Raw genomic sequence first — 20327 nt, forward strand, 5'->3', positions numbered from 1 at the left:
ATACCTTGGCTCGCGCGTGTGCCGAGCCTGTTTTCCGCCGCCCGGGAGCCTTCCGATGCCCGTTTTAGCCTGGCCCGACATCGATACCGTTCTGCTGGACATGGACGGTACCTTGCTCGACCTGCATTTCGATAACCACTTCTGGCTGCATCACCTGCCCCGGCGTTATGCCGAGGTGCATGGGGTAAGCCTGGCCATGGCTGAAATGGAGCTGCAGCCGCTGTTCGAGACACATGCCGGGCAGCTGACCTGGTATTGCCTGGACTTCTGGAGCCGCGAACTCAACCTGCCAATCCTGGAACTCAAGCACGAAATCGCCCACCTGATCGCCCTTCGCCCGCATGCCGATACGTTCCTGGCGGCGGTAAAGGCGGCAGGCAAGCGCCTGGTGCTGATCACCAACGCGCATCGGGATTCCCTGTCCCTCAAGCTCGAGCGTATCGCCTTGGCGCCCTGGTTCGATCGGCTCATCACGTCCCACGATTACGGCTACCCCAAGGAAGCCGCAGCGTTCTGGGACGCGCTGCAAGCCGACCTGGCGTTCGACCCGACACGGGCACTGTTCATTGACGATACGCTGCCGATCCTGCGCAGCGCCCGCGCCTACGGTATTGGCCATTTGCTCGCAGTAAGCGAACCGGACAGCCGCAAGGGCCGCAAGAACACCGAAGAATTCGACGCGGTAGAGGACTTTCGAGCGCTGCTGCCGGGCCTTGCCCATGCGGGCGTGGCACCGGGGGTGTGAATGGACATCAAGCAGCTGAAGTTCCTGGTAGCGCTGGACGAAACCCGCCACTTCGGCCAGGCCGCCGCACGCTGCCATATCACTCAGCCCACGCTTTCCATGCGCTTGCGCAGCCTGGAGGAAGAGCTTGATCTGCCCTTGGTGAATCGCGGCCAGCGCTTCGAGGGGTTCACCGCACCGGGCGAGCGCATACTGGCATGGGCTCGTACAGTACTGGCCGCCTACGATGGCTTGCAGGCCGAAGCCGCCGCCTGTCGTGGGCATCTGGTGGGTACGCTGCGGCTGGGGGTGGTGCCGCTGTCGAGCTTCGATCCCGTACCGCTCTTGCGGGGGCTGCACACGCTGCACCCTGAACTGAGCTTCGAACTGAGCTCGCTGAGCTCCGATCAGCTGGTGGAACAGTTGGCCAGTAACCAGCTGGACCTGGGCGTGTCGTACCTGGACCGGCTGGACCCGGCACAATTCGAAACCCTGCCCTTGAGCGAAACGCGCATGGGCTTGCTGCATGACCAGCGCCACTATCAATTTGACGATGCACCGCTCAGTTGGGAGGCGATCAACGAACTCCCCTTGGGCCTGTTGACCAGCGGCATGCATTTCCGCCAGTCCATCGACCATGCCTTCCACAGCCGGGGCCTGCGCCCACGCCCATTGTTGCAAACCGACGCGGTGCACCAATTGCTCCAGGCGGTGCACGGCGGTTTGTGCTGCGCGATCATGCCGCTGCATGGCGGGCTTGAGGCACTCACCGAACACTTACGCCTGCAACCGATCGAGCAGGCGCAAACGCTTACGCGCCTCGGGTTGATCATGCGCCGCAGCGCACCTCGCTCGCCCTTGGCCGAAGCGTGCTTCGCCTATTGCCAGAGTACGCTTGGCGGCAATTGATCGAGCCCATCTATCAGCGCATCGGAACAAGCGATTAGACGGTCAGTCACACCCGGCATAGGCTCCATCCACGAAACTGCCGGTACTGTCGAATGCCCGCCTTGCGTTCCGCCCCATTGGCGACCACAGACCCGTTGTCGTCCGCCAGCCAGGATTACCGCTACGCCACCCTGAACGATGGCGAGGCGGGGCAGGCTACGTTGGCAGACGAAGTGGCGCTGGCCATCGCCTTCAATGGCATCAGCCAAGCGGTAATGCTGGTAAGCCCCCGCGACCTAGAAGACTTTGTGGTGGGCTTCAGTATCGCCAGCGGGATCGTGCCGGCCATCGAAGACATTTACGACATCCAGGTACGTGGCCTTGGCGCGGCGCGCGAGGCGCAGGTGGACATTTCCAGCCGTGCGTTCTGGGCCCTGAAAGACCATCGCCGACAAATGGCCGGCACCAGCGGCTGCGGCCTGTGTGGCGTAGAGGCGGTGGACCAGGCATTGCCGGCGTTACCCATACTTAAGCCCATGCCGCTGCCCCCCGCAGCCTGGCTCGAAGGCCTGCGTCAGCGCCTCAGCGCGCTGCAGCCGCTGGGCCAGCACTCCGGCGCGGTGCATGCCGCGGCCTTCATGAACGCCCAGGGCGAACTCCTGCTTGCCCGGGAAGACATCGGCCGGCACAACGCGCTGGACAAGCTGATCGGCGCGTTGCTTCGCCAAGGCATCGATACCGCTGGCGGGCTGGTGGTGGTTACCAGCCGCTGCAGCCTCGAACTGATCCAGAAGATGCTGCGCGCCGGGATTCATACCCTCGTCAGCCTTTCTTCGCCGACGGGCCTGGCTTGCCAATGGGCCCGCAAACACCACTTGAACCTCATTCATCTGCCGCATCACAGCGCGCCGCGGGTGTACAGCCCCGCGATGGAGATCGAACCGTGAGCACCTCTACCAAAGCCGAGAAAGCCCCCGCCTCCGCCCCTCGCTACAAGCCCTATAGCGGCCCGGCCGCGGGCTGGGGCGCCTTGCAGAGCGTGACCCGGTTCTGGCTGGGCAGCGGCAATGCGCTGAAAAACATTCGCACCATGCTCAAGACCAATCAGAACGGCGGCTTCGACTGCCCCGGTTGCGCCTGGGGTGAATCCCCTGATGACGGCATGGTGAAATTTTGCGAGAACGGCGCCAAGGCCGTGAACTGGGAGGCCACCAAGCGGCGGGTGGATGCCTCTTTCTTCGCCCGGCACAGCGTTAGCGCGCTGCTGGAGCAGAGTGACTACTGGCTCGAATACCAGGGCCGGCTCACCGAGCCGATGGTGTATGACACCCAAAGCGACCGTTACAAGCCCATTGCCTGGGACGAAGCCTTCGCGCTCATTGCCCGCCACCTCAATGGGCTGGAAAGCCCGGACCAGGCCGAGTTCTATACATCCGGCCGTGCCAGCAACGAGGCCGCCTACCTTTACCAGCTGTTCGTACGCGCATTCGGGACCAACAACTTCCCCGATTGCTCGAATATGTGCCACGAAGCCAGCGGTGTTGCGCTTTCGCAAAGCATCGGCGTAGGCAAGGGCACGGTCACGTTCGAAGACTTCCATCACGCGGACGCGATTTTCGTGTGGGGCCAGAACCCCGGTACCAACCACCCACGCATGCTCGAACCGCTGCGCGAAGCGGTCGAGCGCGGCGCGCAGGTGGTGTGCATCAACCCGCTCAAGGAGCGCGGCCTGGAACGCTTCCAGCATCCGCAACACCCGCTGGAAATGCTCACCAACGGTGACCGCCCGACCAATACCGCGTATTTCCGCCCGGCCTTGGGCGGTGACATGGCGATTGCCCGCGGCATGGCCAAATTCCTGCTGCAATGGGAGCGCGACGCCAAGGCTGCCGGCAACCCACCGGTGTTCGATCATGACTTCATCAGCGAACATACTGCGGCCGTGCAGGAGTACCTCGCCGCCGTAGATGCCACCACCTGGGACCAGATCGTGGAACAGTCGGGCCTGCCGCTGGTGGAGATCGAGCGCGCGGCGCGCATGTACGCCAAGGGCACCAAGGTGATCATGTGCTGGGCCATGGGCATTACCCAGCATCGCCATTCGGTCCCTACGATTCAGGAGCTGTCCAACCTGATGCTTTTGCGCGGCAATATCGGCCGCCCCGGCGCCGGCCTGTGCCCGGTGCGTGGCCACAGCAACGTGCAAGGCGACCGCACCATGGGTATCAACGAGCGCCCGCCGGTATTTTTGCTTGATGCCATGGAAAAGCGGTTCGGCTTCAAGGTCCCGCGCCAGCAGGGCCACAACGTGGTGGAAGCCATTCACGCCATGCTCGAAGGCCGCGCCAAGGTGTTCATCGGGTTGGGCGGCAATTTCGCTCAAGCTACGCCGGACAGCCCGCGCACCAAGCAAGCCTTGCAAAACTGTGACCTCACGGTACACATCAGTACCAAGCTCAATCGCAGCCACCTGATTCATGGCAAGGAGGCGTTGATCCTGCCGTGCCTGGGCCGCACCGATATCGACCGCCAGGCTGAAGGCCCGCAAGCGGTAACCGTAGAGGACTCGTTCTCGATGGTTCACGCCTCATTCGGCCAACTACAGCCGCTGTCTTCGCTCCAACGCTCGGAGCCGGCCATCATCGCCGGGATCGCCCACGCTACGTTGGGGGCACGCCCGGTGGACTGGCAATGGTTGATCGGGGACTACCAGCGGATTCGAGAGCTGATCGCCGATACCATCCCAGGCTTTACAGACTTCAACGCCAAGCTGAACCATCCCGGTGGCTTCTATCTGGGCAATACCGCCGGCGCGCGCCGCTGGAATACCGCCAGCGGCCGCGCCAACTTCAAGGCCAATGCCCTGCCGGCCGACCTGCTGCATGAGCGGGTCCACGCCACCGGCCGGGTGCCCGACCTGATCCTGCAGACCCTGCGCTCGCATGACCAGTACAACACTACCATCTACAGCCTGGATGACCGTTACCGCGGCGTGCGCGGGCAGCGTGAGGTCGTGTTCGCGAACGAAGCGGACATCATCCGCCTGGGTTACCAGCCGGGCCAGAAGGTAGACATGATCTCGGTATGGGAAGACGGCCGTGAGCGTCGGGTAAGCGGCTTTACCTTGCTTGCGTTTGATATTCCCGCTGGACAGGCCGCTGCGTACTACCCGGAAACCAACCCACTGGTGCCGCTGGAAAGTACAGGCGACGGCAGCAGCACACCGACGTCCAAGTTCGTGGCCATCCGGTTCGAACGGGCGCAGGAAAGCGCGCGGATTATCTGAAATCCATCCAAGGCGAGCGGGTCGAAGATCATGTGACCCGCTTCGCTACTGCAAGTTTCCTAGCCATAACAATAAGTTAGCTATTTGTGACCAAGTCGTGTCATTCATCGCTTTTCGGTTGTAACGGCTTGTGCGCCCCATCAGGATCGCGGCGTCATAAGCCTGAGATTCCTTTCATGAAGCTTGCCTCGGTTATCGCGTTGTCCCTCAGCCTAGTCACTGGTGCCGCCTTTGCCGGTGGTACGACCGAAGCTGGCGTGGGTGGTGCTCTGGGTGGCGTGCTGGGTTCTGTAGTCGGCCAACAGCTGGGCGGAAGCACCGGCTCGGCGATCGGTGCCGGCCTGGGCGGCGCGGCTGGTAGCGCAGTAGGTGCGGACAAGCACAGCCGTGGCCAAGCGGCGATTGGCGGTGCCCTGGGCGCGGCCGGCGGCAACGTGATCGGCCGCAGCGTAGGCGGCACCACCGGCAGCCTGATCGGTGCGGCAGCTGGCGGCGGCGCAGGCGGCGCGCTGGGTAACTACATGGGGAGCGATGATGATCGCGACCGCGGCGGCAAAAAGTATCGCGGCCATGCCGATCGCCGTTGGGACCACGACCGTGGCCACCATTACGGCCACCGCAAGCACTGGCGTCACCGCTGACCCCTCACGGGGCGGCCTCTGCCGCCCCTGTTTGGTCGGATCCCTTCCGACCAAATGCCGACCCTCCCTCTGTTCATTTCCTGAATGCGCGTTTACTCTGCCGCGCAATGTAACAGCATTGCGACATCATCCTGCGACCGGCCCTCACGCAGCGGTGTCGGTACCTCAGGAACCCCGCCATGGCTGCACCCGACGACAACGGCGTTACCCATTTTCAACGCCTGGACCCTGCCCAGATCGACGTAGTGCTCGGGAGCGCCCGCCTCCCTCGCCAAGCGCCGCCTGCCCGCCAGGGTTCCAGTGGTATCTGGCTTGCTGCCTTGGCCGTCGTGGCTATCGCAGCCTGGGCCTGGCATGGCAGCGATAGCCCCGTAACTGCGCCGCCTGACGGCACGCCAAGCCAGCCGCCAGTGCAAACTGCTGTGCAAGAGCCCCGCCAGGTAGCAGTCGTGAATACCGCCGTGGCAACCCGCGTGGTGAACCAGGTGGTGATCATCAATGCACCCGCCAAGGCTGCGCCAGTGCACTCAAGCGCGGCGCCCGAACCCGTGTCAACTCAAGCGCCTCAAGGCCTGGTGAGCGCCCAGTATCTGGCCCAGTTCAAAGCCGGTGGCGGCCGTACCGAAGCATCCACCCAGCGGCCATACCAGATCGCTACCGTCACCATTCGCGAATGGGATGGGCCCAACCGGTATGTGGCCAAATGGCGCATCGAGGACAACCTGATCAATCAAGGGTCGGTGTGCTTCAACTTCCCGGCCGACAGCATCGAGCACCGTGAATGCCGCCGCGCGGCGCAGCAGTACTTCAAGGATCAGTGCAAGGATTGGACGCGCCGGGCAGAGAAAACCCGAGACAAGGAAACTCGCGAAGCGAAAGCGCAGTACTGCGCGGTGGCGGGAGAGTTTGCGCCGTAAGAGGCTGACGCAAACAGGCAGCGATCCATTCACGAGCTACGCCCGCTTCCTACGAGATAGGAGACAGGCGTAGCTTGCGAAAGGGCTTTTACAGCTGCGGGCCAGCGGCGCGGATGGCGTCGGAAACTTCGAATTTCTTGAAGTTCTCGATGAACAGCCCGGCCAGGCCTTTGGCGGCCTCGTCGTAGGCAGCACCATCTGCCCAGGTATTACGTGGCTTGAGCAAAGTGGTATCAACGCCCGGAACGGCTTTTGGCACATCCAGGTTGATGATGTCCAGGTGCTCGGTTTCCGCGCCTACCAGAGCGCCGCTCTGGATCGCCGCGATCACGCCACGGGTGGTCGGAATGTTGAAGCGTTTGCCCACACCGTAGCCACCGCCGGTCCAGCCGGTGTTGACCAGGTACACCTTGGAGCCGAAGGCGCGGATGCGCTTGATCAGCAATTCGGCGTAAACACCAGCTGGGCGCGGGAAGAACGGCGCGCCGAAGCAGGTGGAGAAGGTCGATTTGATGCCAGCGCCAGAGCCCATTTCGGTCGAACCCACCAGGGCGGTGTAGCCGGACAGGAAGTGGTACGCCGCTTGCTCTTCGCTGAGGATGGACACTGGCGGCAGTACACCGGTCAGGTCGCAGGTCAGGAAGATGACGGCGTTAGGCTCGCCGCCCAGGTTTTTCGGGGCGATCTTGTCGATCAGTTCACGCGGGTAGGCCGCACGGCTGTTCTGCGTCAGGCTGTCATCGGTGTAGTCGGGCAGGCGGGTTTCCGGGTTCAGCACCACGTTTTCCAGCACGGCGCCGAACTGGATGGCTTTCCAGATAACAGGCTCGTTCTTCTGGGTCAGGTCGATGCACTTGGCATAGCAACCGCCCTCGATGTTGAACACCACGCCTTCGCCCCAGCCGTGCTCGTCGTCACCGATCAGGTAGCGGCTTTCGTCAGCAGACAGGGTGGTCTTGCCGGTGCCCGACAAACCGAAGAACAGGGTAACGTCGCCCTCTTCGCCCATGTTGGCCGCGCAGTGCATCGGCAGTACATCGGCGTCCGGCAGCAGGAAGTTCTGCACCGAGAACATCGCTTTCTTCATTTCACCGGCGTAACGCATGCCAGCGATCAGCACTTTTTTGGCGGCGAAGTTGATGATCACGCAGCCATCGGAGTTGGTGCCGTCGCGCTCGGGTTCGCAGGTGAACCATGGCGCGTTCAATACTTGCCATTCCTGGCGCGAAGCTGGGTTGTATTGCTCCGGGTTGATGAACAGGCAGCGACCGAACAGGTTGTGCCAGGCAGTCTCGGTGGTCATTTTCACAGCCAGGTAGTGGCTGTCGTCAGACCCTACGTGAACATGCGAAATGAAGTGATCGCGCTCAGCCACGTAGCCGCTTACCCGCTCCCAAAGGGCATCGAAGCGGTCTGCGGGGAATTTGCGGTTGATAGGGCCCCAGGCGATGGAATCCTGGGTGGACGGCTCTTCCACGATAAAGCGGTCGACCGGAGAACGCCCGGTACGGTGCCCGGTTTTCACGACCAGCGAGCCATTGGCGGCAAGCTCACCTTCACCGCGACGGATGGCCTCTTCGACCAGTTGAGCGATGCTGATATCGGTATACACGGCGTTTTTGGCTTGCGTCATGAGAATCCCCGTCGGCGATTAGCCGAGTGCTCCAAACGTTTGTAGTAGAAAACCGCACCCTACTACAGCTAAAAAGTGGCCGGATTATGCCTACAACCAAGGGAAAAGAGTAGCTCCCTACGGTTAAAACGGCGCTATTCCGGCGCCTGCAGCCTTATTTACGTTGCTGAATCTGTTCAGTGACGACTATCTGACGGTGCATCGACCCCGCCGCCGCTAAATAGTTGCGCCAAGTCTGCCGCATCGAACAGGTAACGCTCGTTGCAGAACTGGCAATCGAGCTCTACCACGCCGCCGCCTTCTTCGAGCAGTGCCTTCGCATCCTCTTCACCGAGGGTGATGATCGCTCGGCCGGATCGCTCACGCGAGCAACTGCACTGGAACACGATCGCCTGGCGATCGAACAAACGCACCTCTTCTTCGTGGTAAAGCCGGTGCAGTACGGTTTCGTTGCTCAGGCCAAGCAACTCCTCCGCTTTCAAGGTATCCGCCAGCGCCAGCAGGTGCTGCCAGTTGGCCAGCCTGTCGTCCGGGTCCTTGCGTTTGTCTGTGGGCAGCTGCTGCAACAGCATGCCACGGGCACGCTGACCGTCAGCCTCCAGCCAGAAGCGGGTTCCCAGCTGCTCGGACATCGCAAAGTAATTCGAGAAACACGCCGCCAGGTTCTCGCCATCCAGGGCCACGATGCCCTGATAGCGCTGCCCTTCGGTGGGGTCGATGGTCATTGCCAGAGTGCCATCGGGCATCAATGCCTGCAAGCCGTTCGCCGTACCGATCAGCGCCTCGTCATAGCGGGCCAGGCCTCGAATTTCCAAGGCATTGGAACACTCCACCATCAGCAGCGGAACCGGCCCCTCGGACCTCGCCTGCAGTATCAGCAACCCGTCAAATTTGAGGGTTCCTGCGAGCAAGGCAGCGGCCGCGATGAACTCGCCCAAAAGCTTGGCCACGGGCTCAGGGTAGGTGTGCCTGGCGAGCACTTCGTTATAGCTGCTCTCCACGGACACCATTTCGCCTCGCACGTCGGCGTCGTCGAAGATGAAACGTTGGGTGAAATCGGTGCTTGGCAAATCGTGCATAGGTTCGGCTATCACAGAAAGATGACAAAATATGTATCGGCGCTTGTATAAAGCCCGACTCGAAGCACCGCCTGGGTGCGAGTGGATGTCGCCTGATTTAGAGGTCTATATGAACAAACCGGCACTGTTCCGGGCAAGCTGGAATCCGCGCGGGCTGGCCCTGTGCAATCTGATCGCGGTTGTGTTGCTGGGCGTGTGGCTGTGGCCAGCGGGCCATGCGGCCTTTACTTCGTTCGACGAAGCGCTGTTTAACCTGCTGAATCAGCCACTGGCGACCAGCACAGGCTGGCGTTATGTATGGACCTTGGGCAGCCTGCGCCCGTTCGACGCGCTGGTCGGGCTTATTCTACTGGCGCTGTTGATTCGCGGCGACTGGGTTTTCAAAGCGACAGAGGTTCGCCGGGCCTTCTGGGGGTTCGTCGCTACGCTGCTGCTGTTACTGGTGGTGCGCGCCTTGTTTTCCAAACTCTGCGATGGCATGGGCTGGCAACATGACAGCCCGACCATGGTGCTCCCGGGCGCGGTTCACCTGAGCGACTGGTACCCGCATCTGGAGCGCAAATGGGAATTGAAAGACCAGTCCAGCTCCAGCTTCCCTGGTGACCATGCGTCAGTATTGCTGATCTGGGCCTTTTATATGACCTTCTCCAGCCGTACCGCTGGCCAGCGCGTGGTGATCTGGGCCCTTGCGCTGCTGTTCATGATGCCCCGGCTGGTTGCTGGCGCCCATTGGGGGCAGGACGATTACATCGGTGGCATGATCATGGCGCTGCTCGCCCTGGGATGGTCTTGCCATACGCCGTTCCTGGCGCACACCAGCGCCTGGCTGACGAAGGTATCCGCGCCGCTCTTTACTCTTCTCGAGCGCCTGCCGGTAGTAAACAGGCTCAGCGTTATCCGCACCTAGCCTTCGGAGCGAAACTGAAACAGCTGCCGCCGCTGTTTCTTGGTGGGCTTGCCGTCGGTACTTACACCGAGGGCCCCCGCCTTGCGTAGCGCGGCGGCCTGCTCGCGGCGGGCGATGCTTTCTTCGGTTTCGGCATACAACCGCTGCGCCTCGGGCGCACCGCGGCGCACATCGGATAGCGCCAATACCATTACCGTTCGCTCGTCGAACCCGGTTCGCAGCTGGTACTCGTCGCCGACCTTCGGCTCCTTGCCTGGCTTGCAGCGCTCACCTCGGCAATGAACCTTTCCGCTCTCGATCGCTGCCTTCGCCAACGCCCGTGTTTTATGAAAACGCGCCGCCCATAGCCATTTGTCCAGGCGGACTTTCTCATCATGCTCAGCTTGCTGCGCCACTGCCTGACCTCAATTCGAAACATTCAATCACTCTACTATCCTCGCAGCGGGATGCAACGCAGCGTTGCTTTGTTTACAGTGCGGCAAATGCTGCAACGTGACGCAATCGGGGCCGGGCCGTGGTCTATGCAAATGCAAGTGACCACGCAGGCCCTGGCTTCGGGCCCGCCTTGTATGGGGCGTTTTACTTCAGGCGATTCTTGTTGAAGACTTTCGACCACCTCACTGTCATAGGCCTGCGGGAATGGATTGCCCTACCGGAACTGGGCGTGGCAGGCCTTCGCGCCAAGATCGATACCGGCGCAAGCACCTCCAGCCTGCATGCCACGGAGATCGAACCGTTCGAGCGTAACGGCGAGCGCTGGGTGCGGTTCAATGCTCACCTGGGCTCGGTCGTGCAATTGCGGCACCGGCGCTGCGAAGCGCCACTGGTGGCGAGGAAAACGATCAAAAGCTCCAACGGCCTGGCGCAAACCCGCTACGTGATCCGCACATTGCTGGCACTGGGCGACCGCGTCTGGCAGGTGGAATTTACATTGGCGTGCCGCAAGGCCATGCGGTACCGCTTGCTGCTGGGGTCCAAGGCGCTTATAGACGGCCAATTGGTCGTAAACCCTGGCGAAACGTATGTGCAGGACAAACCGGTATCTCCGGCCTCCCTTTCAATTGCTCCAGGTGTTCAATGAAGATCGCTGTGCTATCGCGCAACCCGCGCCTGTACTCCACCCGCCGCCTGGTTGAAGCCGGTACCGAGCGAGGCCATGAAATGGTGGTGGTGGATACGCTTCGAGCGTACATGAACATCGCCAGCCACAAGCCTCAGATCCACTACCGGGGTAAGCCGCTGGAAGGTTTCGATGCGGTCATTCCGCGCATTGGCGCTTCGGTGACCTTTTATGGCTGCGCGGTATTGCGCCAGTTCGAAATGATGGGAGTGTTCCCCCTCAACGAATCGGTCGCCATTGCGCGTTCACGGGACAAGCTGCGCTCGCTGCAGTTGCTGTCCCGCAAGGGTGTAGGCCTGCCGGTTACCGGCTTCGCTCACTCTCCGGATGACATCCCCGACCTCATCCGCATGGTCAATGGCGCACCTCTGGTCATCAAGGTATTGGAGGGCACCCAAGGGATTGGCGTGGTGCTTTGCGAAACCACCAAGGCTGCGGAATCGGTAATCGAGGCCTTCATGGGCCTGAAACAGAACATCATGGTTCAGGAATACATTCAGGAAGCCGGGGGCGCGGATATTCGCTGTTTCGTGGTAGGCGACAAGGTAATCGCTTCGATGAAGCGCCAGGCCAAACCGGGTGAGTTCCGCTCCAACCTTCACCGCGGCGGCAGCGCAAGCCTGATCAAAATCACCCCTGAAGAGCGCATGACTGCCATTCGCGCCGCCCGGGTAATGGGCTTGAGCGTGGCAGGCGTGGACATTCTACGGTCCAATCACGGCCCGCTTGTGATGGAAGTTAACTCGTCGCCGGGCCTTGAAGGGATCGAGTCCACCACAGGCAAGAACGTGGCGAGCATGATCATCGAGCATCTGGAAAAGAACAGCGGCCCCAACCTCACTCGCACCCGGGGCAAGGGCTAGCAGGCTTCGGCCCTGGGCGCTGCGCTTACACAGCGTCCCGGGGCAGCATCAGATTGAGTGGCAAGCGCACCCTTGCTTCCAGGCCACCCCCTGCCCGGTTGCGCAGCTCCACGTTGCCCCCATGCATCGACGCGATGCGCTTGACGATCGCAAGGCCAAGCCCTGTACCCTTGCTGCGGGCACGGTCACCTCGGGTGAACGGATTGAAGATGCCTTCGAACTCCTCGGGGTTTATGCCTTCCCCACGGTCCAGCACGCTAAGCACGACGTAGGGTGCGCTGGAATCTCCCGACACGAACGCCGCCACTTCCACGCCTTTACCTGCATGATATAGCGCGTTTCCGATCAGGTTATTCAGCAGCCGCTTTATGGAAACCCGCCGTAGCGGGAAGGGGGGAATAGGCTCCAGGCACAACCTCACCCGGTGATCAGGCTGGTTGAAGGGTGCAACAACCTCCTCGACCAGCGCGCAAAGGTCGGCCTCTTCCACGGTTTCGTCCCGGCCATCCCGGATGAATGCAAGGAATTGATCGAGGATCGCGTCCATATCCTCGATGTCCCGGACCATTTCTTCCGCGAACTCGTTATCGCTGCTCATCAACTCAAGGGACAGGCGCAGGCGCGTAAGCGGTGTGCGAAGGTCGTGGGACACTCCGGCTAGCATCAATTCCCGTTCGCGCCCGGCTTGCTCCACGTCTTCGGCCATCTGGTTGAAGGCGCTGTATACCTCGGTCATTTCGCTGGGCGTGTCACTGATCGGCAAGCGAACGCTGCGCCCCTGCCCCAATTGCCTTGCCGCGAACACCAGGTTTTTCAGCGGCTGATTGAGCTGCCGAACGAAAATCCAGGCAGACGCCGTCGACAATAACCCGATCGCCAGGAACCATCCGAGCACGCTCCAGATCTTCTGCCCGCGAAGCGGGTGTGGGTAAAGCGGTACTTTCAGCCAGTCTGGCCCGATGCTGGGCGCCCTCACCCATAAGGCAGGGGGCACATGGACACGCAGCCGCACTTCCGTGTCTTCGCCCAGCTCGGCCTGCATCTGCCGCTGGTAGATTTCGCTGTAGGGCCAGTGCTGTTCGCCTTCCGGAACGGCCTCTCCGGAAACGCGAAGCAGGCCCGCCGCTTCCGCAATTCGGCCTTGATTGGTTTCGTCGGCAGACCAATATGCACGCAGCGTGAGCGCGACGCCGTGGCTGTACTGTCGGTCGACCAGTACGTCCTCGTTCATCAGCAGGTAAACGAGTGTCAGCGCCTTGGAAAAGAGTACAACGGCCAGCACCAGCCACAATGTGCGAGCGAAGAAGCTTTGGGGGAACCAAACGGGGGTTTTCATGAATGCCAGCTTACCTCGGAGCCACACGCCGAGCGCCCCGGCAACAGCAGAAAGCAGGCGGCAGCCCTTGAAAGGCGCCGCCTGCCTGCGGAAAAAGAATCAACGGCCGCCGTTGCCGTCCGGCACGAACACGTAGCCGACACCCCAGACGGTCTGGATATAACGGGGTTTGGACGGGTCTGGCTCGATCATGCGGCGCAACCTGGAAATTTGCACGTCGATGGACCGTTCCAGGGCATCCCACTCGCGGCCGCGCGCCAAACTCATCAGCTTGTCGCGGGTAAGCGGCTCCCGGGCATGCGTGACCAAGGCCTTGAGCACGGCGAACTCTCCCGTGGTGAGCATGTGCACTTCCTCGCCGCGCTTGAGCTCCCGCGTGGCAAGGGACAGCTCATAGTCCCCGAACGTGACGGTTTCGTCACTGGCGCCGGGCGCGCCCGGAACCGGCGTGGACTGGCGGCGCAACACTGCCCTGACCCGCGCGGCGAGCTCATCCGGGTTGAAGGGCTTGGCCAGGTAGTCGTCGGCGCCGAGCTCAAGGCCCTTGATACGGCTGAGCTCGTCACCCTTGGCGGTGAGCATGATGATGGGGATCTGGTTGTCTGCCGCGCGCAGCCGCCGGCAGGCCGACAGGCCATCCTCGCCCGGCAGCATGAGATCGAGCACGATGAGGTTGAACACCTCGCGGCTCAGCAGGCGATCCATTTGTTCGACGTTGGGCACTGCGCGGGCCCGGTAGCCTTTGCTGACGAAGAAGCGCTCCAGCAGGCTGCTCAATCCGGGGTCGTCATCCACGATGAGGATTTTTTCGCCTTCACTGGTTTGGGCGGTGCTGCTCATGAATAACTCCTTTGCTGTCGGCGCGCATTATGGCGCAGCCGCCGGGGGACGTGCTTCGCGCATTGTTAGCAGATTTTTCGCAAAGGGATCGTAAAGGGCAAATTGCCCGGCCGCGGCCCTTTGCCACGTTCGGCTGGTTATAATGCGACGCTTTTTCCGCCGGCGAGTGCCGGCCCGGTTTGCCGCTGCCCCATCGCAGGTGCACGCATTACAGAATTCAGGTGGTTTTATGGAAAGCATCAACAGCCGCATCGCCGAAGAACTGGGCGTGCGCCCGCAACAGGTGGAAGCCGCGGTGGCGCTGCTCGACGAAGGCTCGACCGTGCCCTTCATCGCCCGCTACCGCAAGGAAGTGACCGGCAGCCTGGACGACACTCAGCTGCGCCACCTCGAAGAGCGCCTACGCTACCTGCGTGAGCTGGACGATCGACGCGCAAGCATCCTCGCCAGCATCGAGGAACAAGGCAAGCTTACCGCCGAGCTTGCGCGGGAAATCCGCCTGGCCGATACCAAGACCCGCCTCGAAGACCTCTACCTGCCGTACAAGCAAAAGCGCCGCACCAAGGGGCAGATCGCGCTTGAGGCCGGGCTTGGCGAGCTTGCCGATGGGCTGCTGGCCGACCCCATGCTGGCCCCCGAGAACGAAGCCGTGCGGTTCGTGGATGCCGAGAAAGGCTATGCCGATGTGCGCGCCGTGCTTGAAGGCGCCAAGTACATCCTCATGGAGCGCTTCGCCGAAGATGCCGCCCTGCTGGGCAGGCTCCGCGGGTTCCTGAGCGAACACGCTACCCTGGCCGCACGGATCGTTCCAGGCAAGGAAGAGGAAGGGGCCAAGTTCCGGGATTATTTCGAGCATGACGAACCGCTGAAAGGCGCACCTTCTCACCGTGCCCTGGCGATTTTCCGAGGCCGCAACGAAGGCATTCTGAGCGTGTCGCTCAAAGTCGGCGAAGAAGCTGCAGGCACCCTTCACCCATGCGAGGTGATGGTGGCCGAGCACTTCAGCCTGAAAAACCAGAACCGGCCCGCCGACAAATGGCTGGGTGAAGTCGTGCGCTGGACCTGGAAAGTGAAGCTGTACACATCATTGGAGAACGATCTGCTGGGTGAGTTGCGAGAAGCTGCCGAAGCGGAGGCCATCAACGTGTTCGCTCACAACCTGCACGACCTGTTACTGGCCGCGCCCGCAGGCCCCCGCGCCACCCTGGGCCTGGACCCGGGGCTGCGAACAGGCTGCAAGGTGGCCGTAGTCGATGCCACTGGCAAGTTGCTCGACACCGCCACGGTTTACCCCCACGTTCCGAAAAATCAGTGGGACCAGACCCTCGCGGTGCTGGGCGCGCTGTGCACCAAACACAACGTGGACCTGATCGCGATCGGCAATGGCACAGCCAGCCGGGAAACCGACAAGCTGGCCGGCGAACTGATCAAGAAGTATCCAGCACTGCAGCTGACCAAGGTCATGGTGTCCGAAGCCGGTGCGTCGGTGTATTCGGCATCGGAGTTGGCAGCACGGGAATTCCCCGAGCTCGACGTCTCGATTCGTGGCGCGGTATCCATTGCCCGCCGCCTGCAGGACCCCCTCGCCGAGCTGGTAAAGATCGACCCCAAATCCATTGGCGTGGGCCAGTACCAGCACGACGTCTCCCAGCTCAAGCTGGCGCGAGGTCTGGATGCGGTAGTGGAAGACTGCGTGAACGCCGTGGGCGTGGATGTGAACACGGCTTCGGTTGCGCTGCTGGCGCGGATTTCCGGCCTCAATACCACCCTGGCTCAGAATATCGTTGCCCATCGCGACGCCAATGGCGCATTCCGTACCCGCGCGGAGCTGAAAAAAGTCAGCCGCCTGGGTGAGAAAACCTTCGAGCAAGCAGCAGGCTTCCTGCGCGTGATGAACGGGGACAACCCGCTGGACGCCTCGGCGGTCCACCCCGAAGCCTACCCGCTGGTGCAGCGTATCGCCGCGCAGACCGATCGTGACATCCGCTCGCTGATCGGCGACAGCGCCTTCCTGCGCCGGCTCGACCCCGCACGCTACACCGACGAAACCTTCGGTTTGCCCACCGTTACCGACATCATCAAGGAACTGGACAAACCCGGCCGCGATCCCCGCCCCGAATTCAAGACCGCCGCCTTCCAGGACGGTGTTGAGGACTTGAAAGACCTGCAATTGGGAATGGTGCTGGAAGGCGTGGTTACCAACGTGACCAATTTCGGCGCCTTCGTGGACATAGGGGTTCACCAGGATGGCCTTGTTCACATCTCGGCGCTGTCGGAAAAGTTCGTGAAAGACCCACGCGAAGCTGTTAAAGCCGGCGACGTGGTGAAGGTCAAGGTGATGGAGGTCGACATCCCACGCAAACGTATCGCGCTCTCCATGCGCATGAGCGATACCCCTGGCGAGAAGATCGAGGGCAACCGTGGCGGCAGCCGCCCTGCCAGCAATCGTTCTTCCAACGCGCCACGCCCGCGTGAAACCGCCACCGCCGCCCCGGCCAATGGCGCCATGGCAAACCTGTTCGCCAATGCCAAGCAACTGAAGAAGCGTTGATGGACATTCCCGCCGAGGTTACGCAAAGCGCCTTCAGCCAGCTGCTCGGCTGCAAGGTGGTGAGCCTGGAGGAAGGACGAGCCGAGGTTTCCCTGGTACTGACGCCGCCGCTGCGTAACCGCGGCGGCGTGCTTCACGGGGGCGCGCTGTTCAGCCTTGTGGATATCGCGATGGGGCTGGCGTGCTCTACCTCACACGGGTTCGACCGTCAGAGCGTTACGCTGGAGTGCAAAATCAATTATCTGCGGCCGGTCGCCGATGGCGAAGTAACCTGTGTGGGCCGGGTGATCCATGCCGGCCGTCGGACATTGGTGGTGGAGGCAGAAGTGTCACAGGCCGGCAAAATGGTGGCCAAGGCGCAAGGCACCTTCGCCGCTCTATAGCCCGGCCGCCTGAAGTCGGGTAAGTTCGGCAGGTAAGAGGCAATGCCGAATGGCAACTCGACGCGGCCCGCTTGATCGGGCCTTTAACGATCGGGCGCCCGCTTCGACCTTGCAGAACGTCATGGCCATCCCCATATCGGGGCGATCGACGCGTAAGGACATCAACTTGAGCGAACTTCTGAACCGCCGCCTGCATTTGCTCGGCGAGCCTGCCAACCTGCCTCTGCTCAAGCAGTGCCTGCACGGTATAGAGCGCGAATGCCTGCGCGTGACCCAGGACGGCCGGCTGGCACAAACACCTCATCCGGAGGCGCTGGGGTCGGCGCTGACCCACGAGCAGATCACCACGGACTACTCCGAAGCGCTGCTCGAATTCATCACCCCTGCCCTGCCTGATCCCGCAGAAACGCTCAAAAGCCTGGACGACATCCACCGCTTCGCCTACACGGCATTGGGCGATGAGCTGTTATGGGCGCCTTCCATGCCGTGCGCGCTGCCGGCGGAGGAGGACATCCCCCTGGCTTGGTATGGCACGTCCAACATCGGCCAGCTCAAGCACGTTTACCGTAAAGGGCTGGCCGTGCGTTACGGCCGTACCATGCAGTGCATCGCGGGCATCCATTACAACTTCTCGATGCCAGAGGCGCTGTGGCCCCTGCTGCGCGACGTAGAAGCCGACACTATGGATGAGCGGGACTACCAGTCCGCAGCCTACATCGGATTGATCCGTAATTTCCGCCGCTACAGCTGGCTGCTGATGTACCTCTTCGGCGCATCGCCCGCACTGGATGCCGGGTTCCTGAGGGGCCGCCCGCATCGCCTGGAACAGTTCGACGCAACCACGCTTTACCTGCCCTACGCTACGAGCTTGCGGATGAGCGACCTGGGTTACCAGAACAACGCCCAGGCCAGCCTCACCCCTTGCTACAACGACCTGCACAGCTACACAGAGAGCCTGCGCCAGGCTGTTGCCACGCCTTATGCGCCGTATGTGGAAATAGGCACACACAAGAATGGCGAATGGGTGCAGCTCAATACCAACGTATTGCAGATCGAAAACGAGTATTACTCGAGTATCCGCCCCAAGCGGGTCACGTACACGGGCGAGCGGCCAATCCAGGCGCTGATGGCCCGCGGCGTGCAATATGTGGAAGTACGCTGCCTGGACATCAACCCCTTCCAGCCCACCGGGGTCGACCTGCCGTTGTCCCGCTTCCTCGACGCTTTCCTGCTGTACTGCGCGATGGAAGACAGCCCGTTGCTGCAAGGCCCCGAATGCGGTGCCTGTACCGACAACTTCATGAAGGTAGTAAAAGAAGGCCGGCGCCCCGGCCTTGAACTGCAACGTGACGGGCAGGCCATCACCCTGCGCGAGTGGGCCAGCCAGTTACTGGACAGCATCGCGCCATTGGCCGAGCTGCTCGACCAAAGCCACGGGATGGATGAGCATCGCCAGGCACTTGCCGCCCAGCGTGACAAGGTCGCAGACCCTGCGCTCACGCCTTCTGCCCAGGTGCTCGCGAGCATGACGGCGCACAAGGAAAGCTTCAGCCAGTTTTCCATGCGCCAGACCCAGGCCCATGCTGACTATTTCCGCAGCACCGCACTGGCACCCGAGAAGCGAGACAGTTTCGAAAAACAAGCGGTTACGTCGCTGGTGGCACAGAGCGACCTGGAGCGCAACGAAGTGGGCGAGTTCGACCTCTTCGTCGCGGCGTATCAAGCCAGCATTCTGGGGATCAGCCAGTAATAGTGCTCGCTGACTGCGCGCCTGCAAGAGGCGCTTCCCTGTGGGAGGCCTCCTACAGGGTTTTCTCGAATATTTTCGAGTTGCGCTGGTAGTTGTAGAGCGATGCCCTGGCCGAGGGCAGGCGCTCTACTTCGCTGGGGCTGAAACCGCGCTCGCGGAACCAGTGAGCGGTACGGGTGGTGAGTACGAACAGGGTTTTGAGCCCCTGTTGACGGGCCCTGGCCTCGATCCGCTCCAGCAGTTCATCGCCCCGGCCACCGTGACGGTATTCCGGGTTTACCGCCAGGCACGCCAGCTCGCCGGTATCGGAATCGGCGATAGGGTACAGGGCGGCGCAGGCGATGATCATGCCCTCGCGCTCGACCACGCTGAACTGCTCGATTTCCCGCTCCAGCACCTCCCGAGAGCGGCGCACAAGAATGCCTTGCTCTTCGAGAGGCCGGATCAGCTCGATCAAGCCGCCCACGTCACTGATCGTGGCTTCGCGCACCTGCTCGAACTGCTCCTGAGCAACCAGCGTACCGCCGCCATTGCGGGTGAACAGCTCAGTCAACAGCGCGCCGTTCTCGGCATAGCTTACGATATGGCTACGGGCAACCCCACCGCGGCAGGCCTGGGCGGCAGCATCCAGCAGCTCGGCCTGATAATCACTGCCCAACCGTTCCAGATGCGCTGGTACCTGCTGCGGGCGAAGCTCACGAACCAGCTGGCCACGTGCGTCCATCAAGCCGGGCTCCGCGCCGAACAACAGCAGCTTGTCGGCCTCGAGGTCGATCGCCGCGCGGGTGGCCACGTCCTCGCAGGCGATGTTGAAAATTTCGCCGGTGGGTGAATAACCCAGCGGGGATAACAACACGATGGTTCGCTCATCCAGCAGCCGATTGATGCCCTTGCGGTCAATGCGCCGTACTTCCCCGGTGTGGTGATAGTCCACCCCTTCCACCACACCAATGGGGCGGGCGGTGACCAAGTTACCGCTGGCAATGCGCAAGCGCGCGCCCTGCATGGGGGAAGAGGCCATGTCCATGGAAAGCCTTGCCTCGATGGCAACCCGAAGATGGCCCACCGCGTCGATCACACATTCCAGCGTTGGCCCGTCGGTAATCCGCAAGCCACGGTGATAGTGCGGAGTGAGGCCACGGGCGGCGAGGCGGCTTTCGATCTGGGGGCGCGAGCCATGCACCAGCACCAGGCGTACCCCCAGGCTATGCAGCAACACAAGGTCATGAACGATATTGCCGAAGTTGGGGTGCTCCAGGCCATCGCCTGGCAGCATCACAACAAAGGTGCAATCCCGGTGGGCATTGATATAGGGCGAGGCGTGGCGAAGCCAATTGACGTATTCGGGCATGGAACGGCCTGTACTGTACTGAGGTAAGACGAAGTGGGGGCGCGAAACGGGGACGGTT

The 20327-nt window shown here is 62.0% G+C and carries 18 protein-coding genes; 12 read left to right on the top strand and 6 right to left on the bottom strand.

What is annotated here, in order from left to right; genetic code table 11:
• Nucleotides 1–55: 55 nt before the first annotated feature.
• The 6 genes from yrfG (at nt 56) to AC3Z8Y_RS23485 (ending at nt 6456) form a co-directional block, all read left to right on the top strand.
• Nucleotides 56–745, top strand: coding sequence for a GMP/IMP nucleotidase (gene yrfG / locus AC3Z8Y_RS23460; protein ID WP_490087768.1), 690 nt, complete (start codon nt 56–58; stop codon nt 743–745).
• On the top strand, nt 746–1633 hold the full coding sequence (locus tag AC3Z8Y_RS23465) for a LysR family transcriptional regulator (protein ID WP_490087769.1): 888 nt from the start codon (nt 746–748) through the stop codon (nt 1631–1633).
• Nucleotides 1634–1725: 92 nt separating this feature from the next.
• Nucleotides 1726–2559 (top strand): formate dehydrogenase accessory sulfurtransferase FdhD, encoded by an 834-nt coding sequence (fdhD, locus tag AC3Z8Y_RS23470; protein ID WP_490087770.1) that lies wholly within the window; start codon nt 1726–1728, stop codon nt 2557–2559.
• The gene (locus AC3Z8Y_RS23475; protein WP_490087771.1) at nt 2556–4898 is read left to right on the top strand and encodes an FdhF/YdeP family oxidoreductase; all 2343 of its coding nucleotides are present in this window, start codon (nt 2556–2558) and stop codon (nt 4896–4898) included. The genes fdhD and AC3Z8Y_RS23475 overlap by 4 nt, the downstream gene beginning before the upstream one ends.
• A 176-nt stretch (nt 4899–5074) precedes the next feature.
• Complete coding sequence (locus tag AC3Z8Y_RS23480; protein WP_490087772.1) at nt 5075–5539, top strand: glycine zipper domain-containing protein; 465 nt, start codon at nt 5075–5077, stop codon at nt 5537–5539.
• Nucleotides 5540–5718: 179 nt separating this feature from the next.
• Nucleotides 5719–6456: a hypothetical protein gene (locus AC3Z8Y_RS23485; protein ID WP_490087773.1), complete on the top strand. Its 738-nt coding sequence runs from the start codon at nt 5719–5721 to the stop codon at nt 6454–6456.
• Nucleotides 6457–6544: 88 nt separating this feature from the next.
• Here the strand turns inward: AC3Z8Y_RS23485 and AC3Z8Y_RS23490 are convergent, their stop codons facing one another.
• Together AC3Z8Y_RS23490 and hslO are read right to left on the bottom strand one after the other, a co-directional pair.
• Nucleotides 6545–8089, bottom strand: coding sequence for a phosphoenolpyruvate carboxykinase (locus tag AC3Z8Y_RS23490; protein WP_490087774.1), 1545 nt, complete (start codon nt 8087–8089; stop codon nt 6545–6547).
• A 176-nt stretch (nt 8090–8265) separates the two neighbouring features.
• Nucleotides 8266–9168, bottom strand: coding sequence for an Hsp33 family molecular chaperone HslO (gene hslO / locus AC3Z8Y_RS23495; RefSeq protein WP_490087775.1), 903 nt, complete (start codon nt 9166–9168; stop codon nt 8266–8268).
• A gap of 109 nt (nt 9169–9277) precedes the next feature.
• Here hslO and AC3Z8Y_RS23500 point away from each other — a divergent pair, with 109 nt between their 5' ends.
• Complete coding sequence (locus tag AC3Z8Y_RS23500; protein WP_490087776.1) at nt 9278–10075, top strand: phosphatase PAP2 family protein; 798 nt, start codon at nt 9278–9280, stop codon at nt 10073–10075.
• Here AC3Z8Y_RS23500 and AC3Z8Y_RS23505 read toward each other — a convergent pair.
• A complete protein-coding gene (locus AC3Z8Y_RS23505) occupies nt 10072–10470 on the bottom strand; it encodes an RNA-binding S4 domain-containing protein (RefSeq protein ID WP_490087777.1) in 399 nt (132 codons plus the stop codon). The genes AC3Z8Y_RS23500 and AC3Z8Y_RS23505 overlap by 4 nt on opposite strands.
• 203 nt (nt 10471–10673) lie before the next feature.
• Between AC3Z8Y_RS23505 and rimB the strand changes: the two genes are divergently transcribed.
• Both rimB and rimK read left to right on the top strand, forming a co-directional pair.
• On the top strand, nt 10674–11156 hold the full coding sequence (rimB, locus tag AC3Z8Y_RS23510; RefSeq protein ID WP_490087778.1) for a retropepsin-like aspartic endopeptidase RimB: 483 nt from the start codon (nt 10674–10676) through the stop codon (nt 11154–11156).
• Nucleotides 11153–12058, top strand: coding sequence for a 30S ribosomal protein S6--L-glutamate ligase (rimK, locus tag AC3Z8Y_RS23515; protein ID WP_181111001.1), 906 nt, complete (start codon nt 11153–11155; stop codon nt 12056–12058). The genes rimB and rimK overlap by 4 nt, the downstream gene beginning before the upstream one ends.
• 25 nt (nt 12059–12083) lie before the next feature.
• Here rimK and AC3Z8Y_RS23520 read toward each other — a convergent pair whose 3' ends face one another.
• The gene (locus AC3Z8Y_RS23520; RefSeq protein ID WP_490087779.1) at nt 12084–13394 is read right to left on the bottom strand and encodes an ATP-binding protein; all 1311 of its coding nucleotides are present in this window, start codon (nt 13392–13394) and stop codon (nt 12084–12086) included.
• Nucleotides 13395–13493: 99 nt separating this feature from the next.
• Nucleotides 13494–14234 (bottom strand): osmolarity response regulator transcription factor OmpR, encoded by a 741-nt coding sequence (gene ompR / locus AC3Z8Y_RS23525; protein ID WP_490087780.1) that lies wholly within the window; start codon nt 14232–14234, stop codon nt 13494–13496.
• 229 nt (nt 14235–14463) lie between these two features.
• Between ompR and AC3Z8Y_RS23530 the strand changes: the two genes are divergently transcribed.
• The 3 genes from AC3Z8Y_RS23530 to gshA all read left to right on the top strand — a co-directional run bounded on the left by AC3Z8Y_RS23530 (nt 14464) and on the right by gshA (nt 18918).
• Nucleotides 14464–16785: a Tex family protein gene (locus AC3Z8Y_RS23530; RefSeq protein ID WP_490087781.1), complete on the top strand. Its 2322-nt coding sequence runs from the start codon at nt 14464–14466 to the stop codon at nt 16783–16785.
• Complete coding sequence (locus tag AC3Z8Y_RS23535; protein ID WP_490087782.1) at nt 16785–17168, top strand: PaaI family thioesterase; 384 nt, start codon at nt 16785–16787, stop codon at nt 17166–17168. The genes AC3Z8Y_RS23530 and AC3Z8Y_RS23535 overlap by 1 nt, the downstream gene beginning before the upstream one ends.
• Before the next feature lie 166 nt (nt 17169–17334).
• Nucleotides 17335–18918, top strand: a complete 1584-nt coding sequence (gene gshA, locus AC3Z8Y_RS23540; RefSeq protein WP_490087783.1) for a glutamate--cysteine ligase — start codon at nt 17335–17337, stop codon at nt 18916–18918.
• 52 nt (nt 18919–18970) lie between these two features.
• Here the strand turns inward: gshA and argA are convergent, their stop codons facing one another.
• Entirely contained in the window at nt 18971–20269 is a 1299-nt protein-coding gene (gene argA / locus AC3Z8Y_RS23545; protein WP_490087784.1) for an amino-acid N-acetyltransferase, read from the bottom strand.
• Between the last annotated feature and the right edge of the window lie 58 nt (nt 20270–20327).

This window comes from Pseudomonas sp. 3MAES_34.3B (assembly GCF_058145875.1).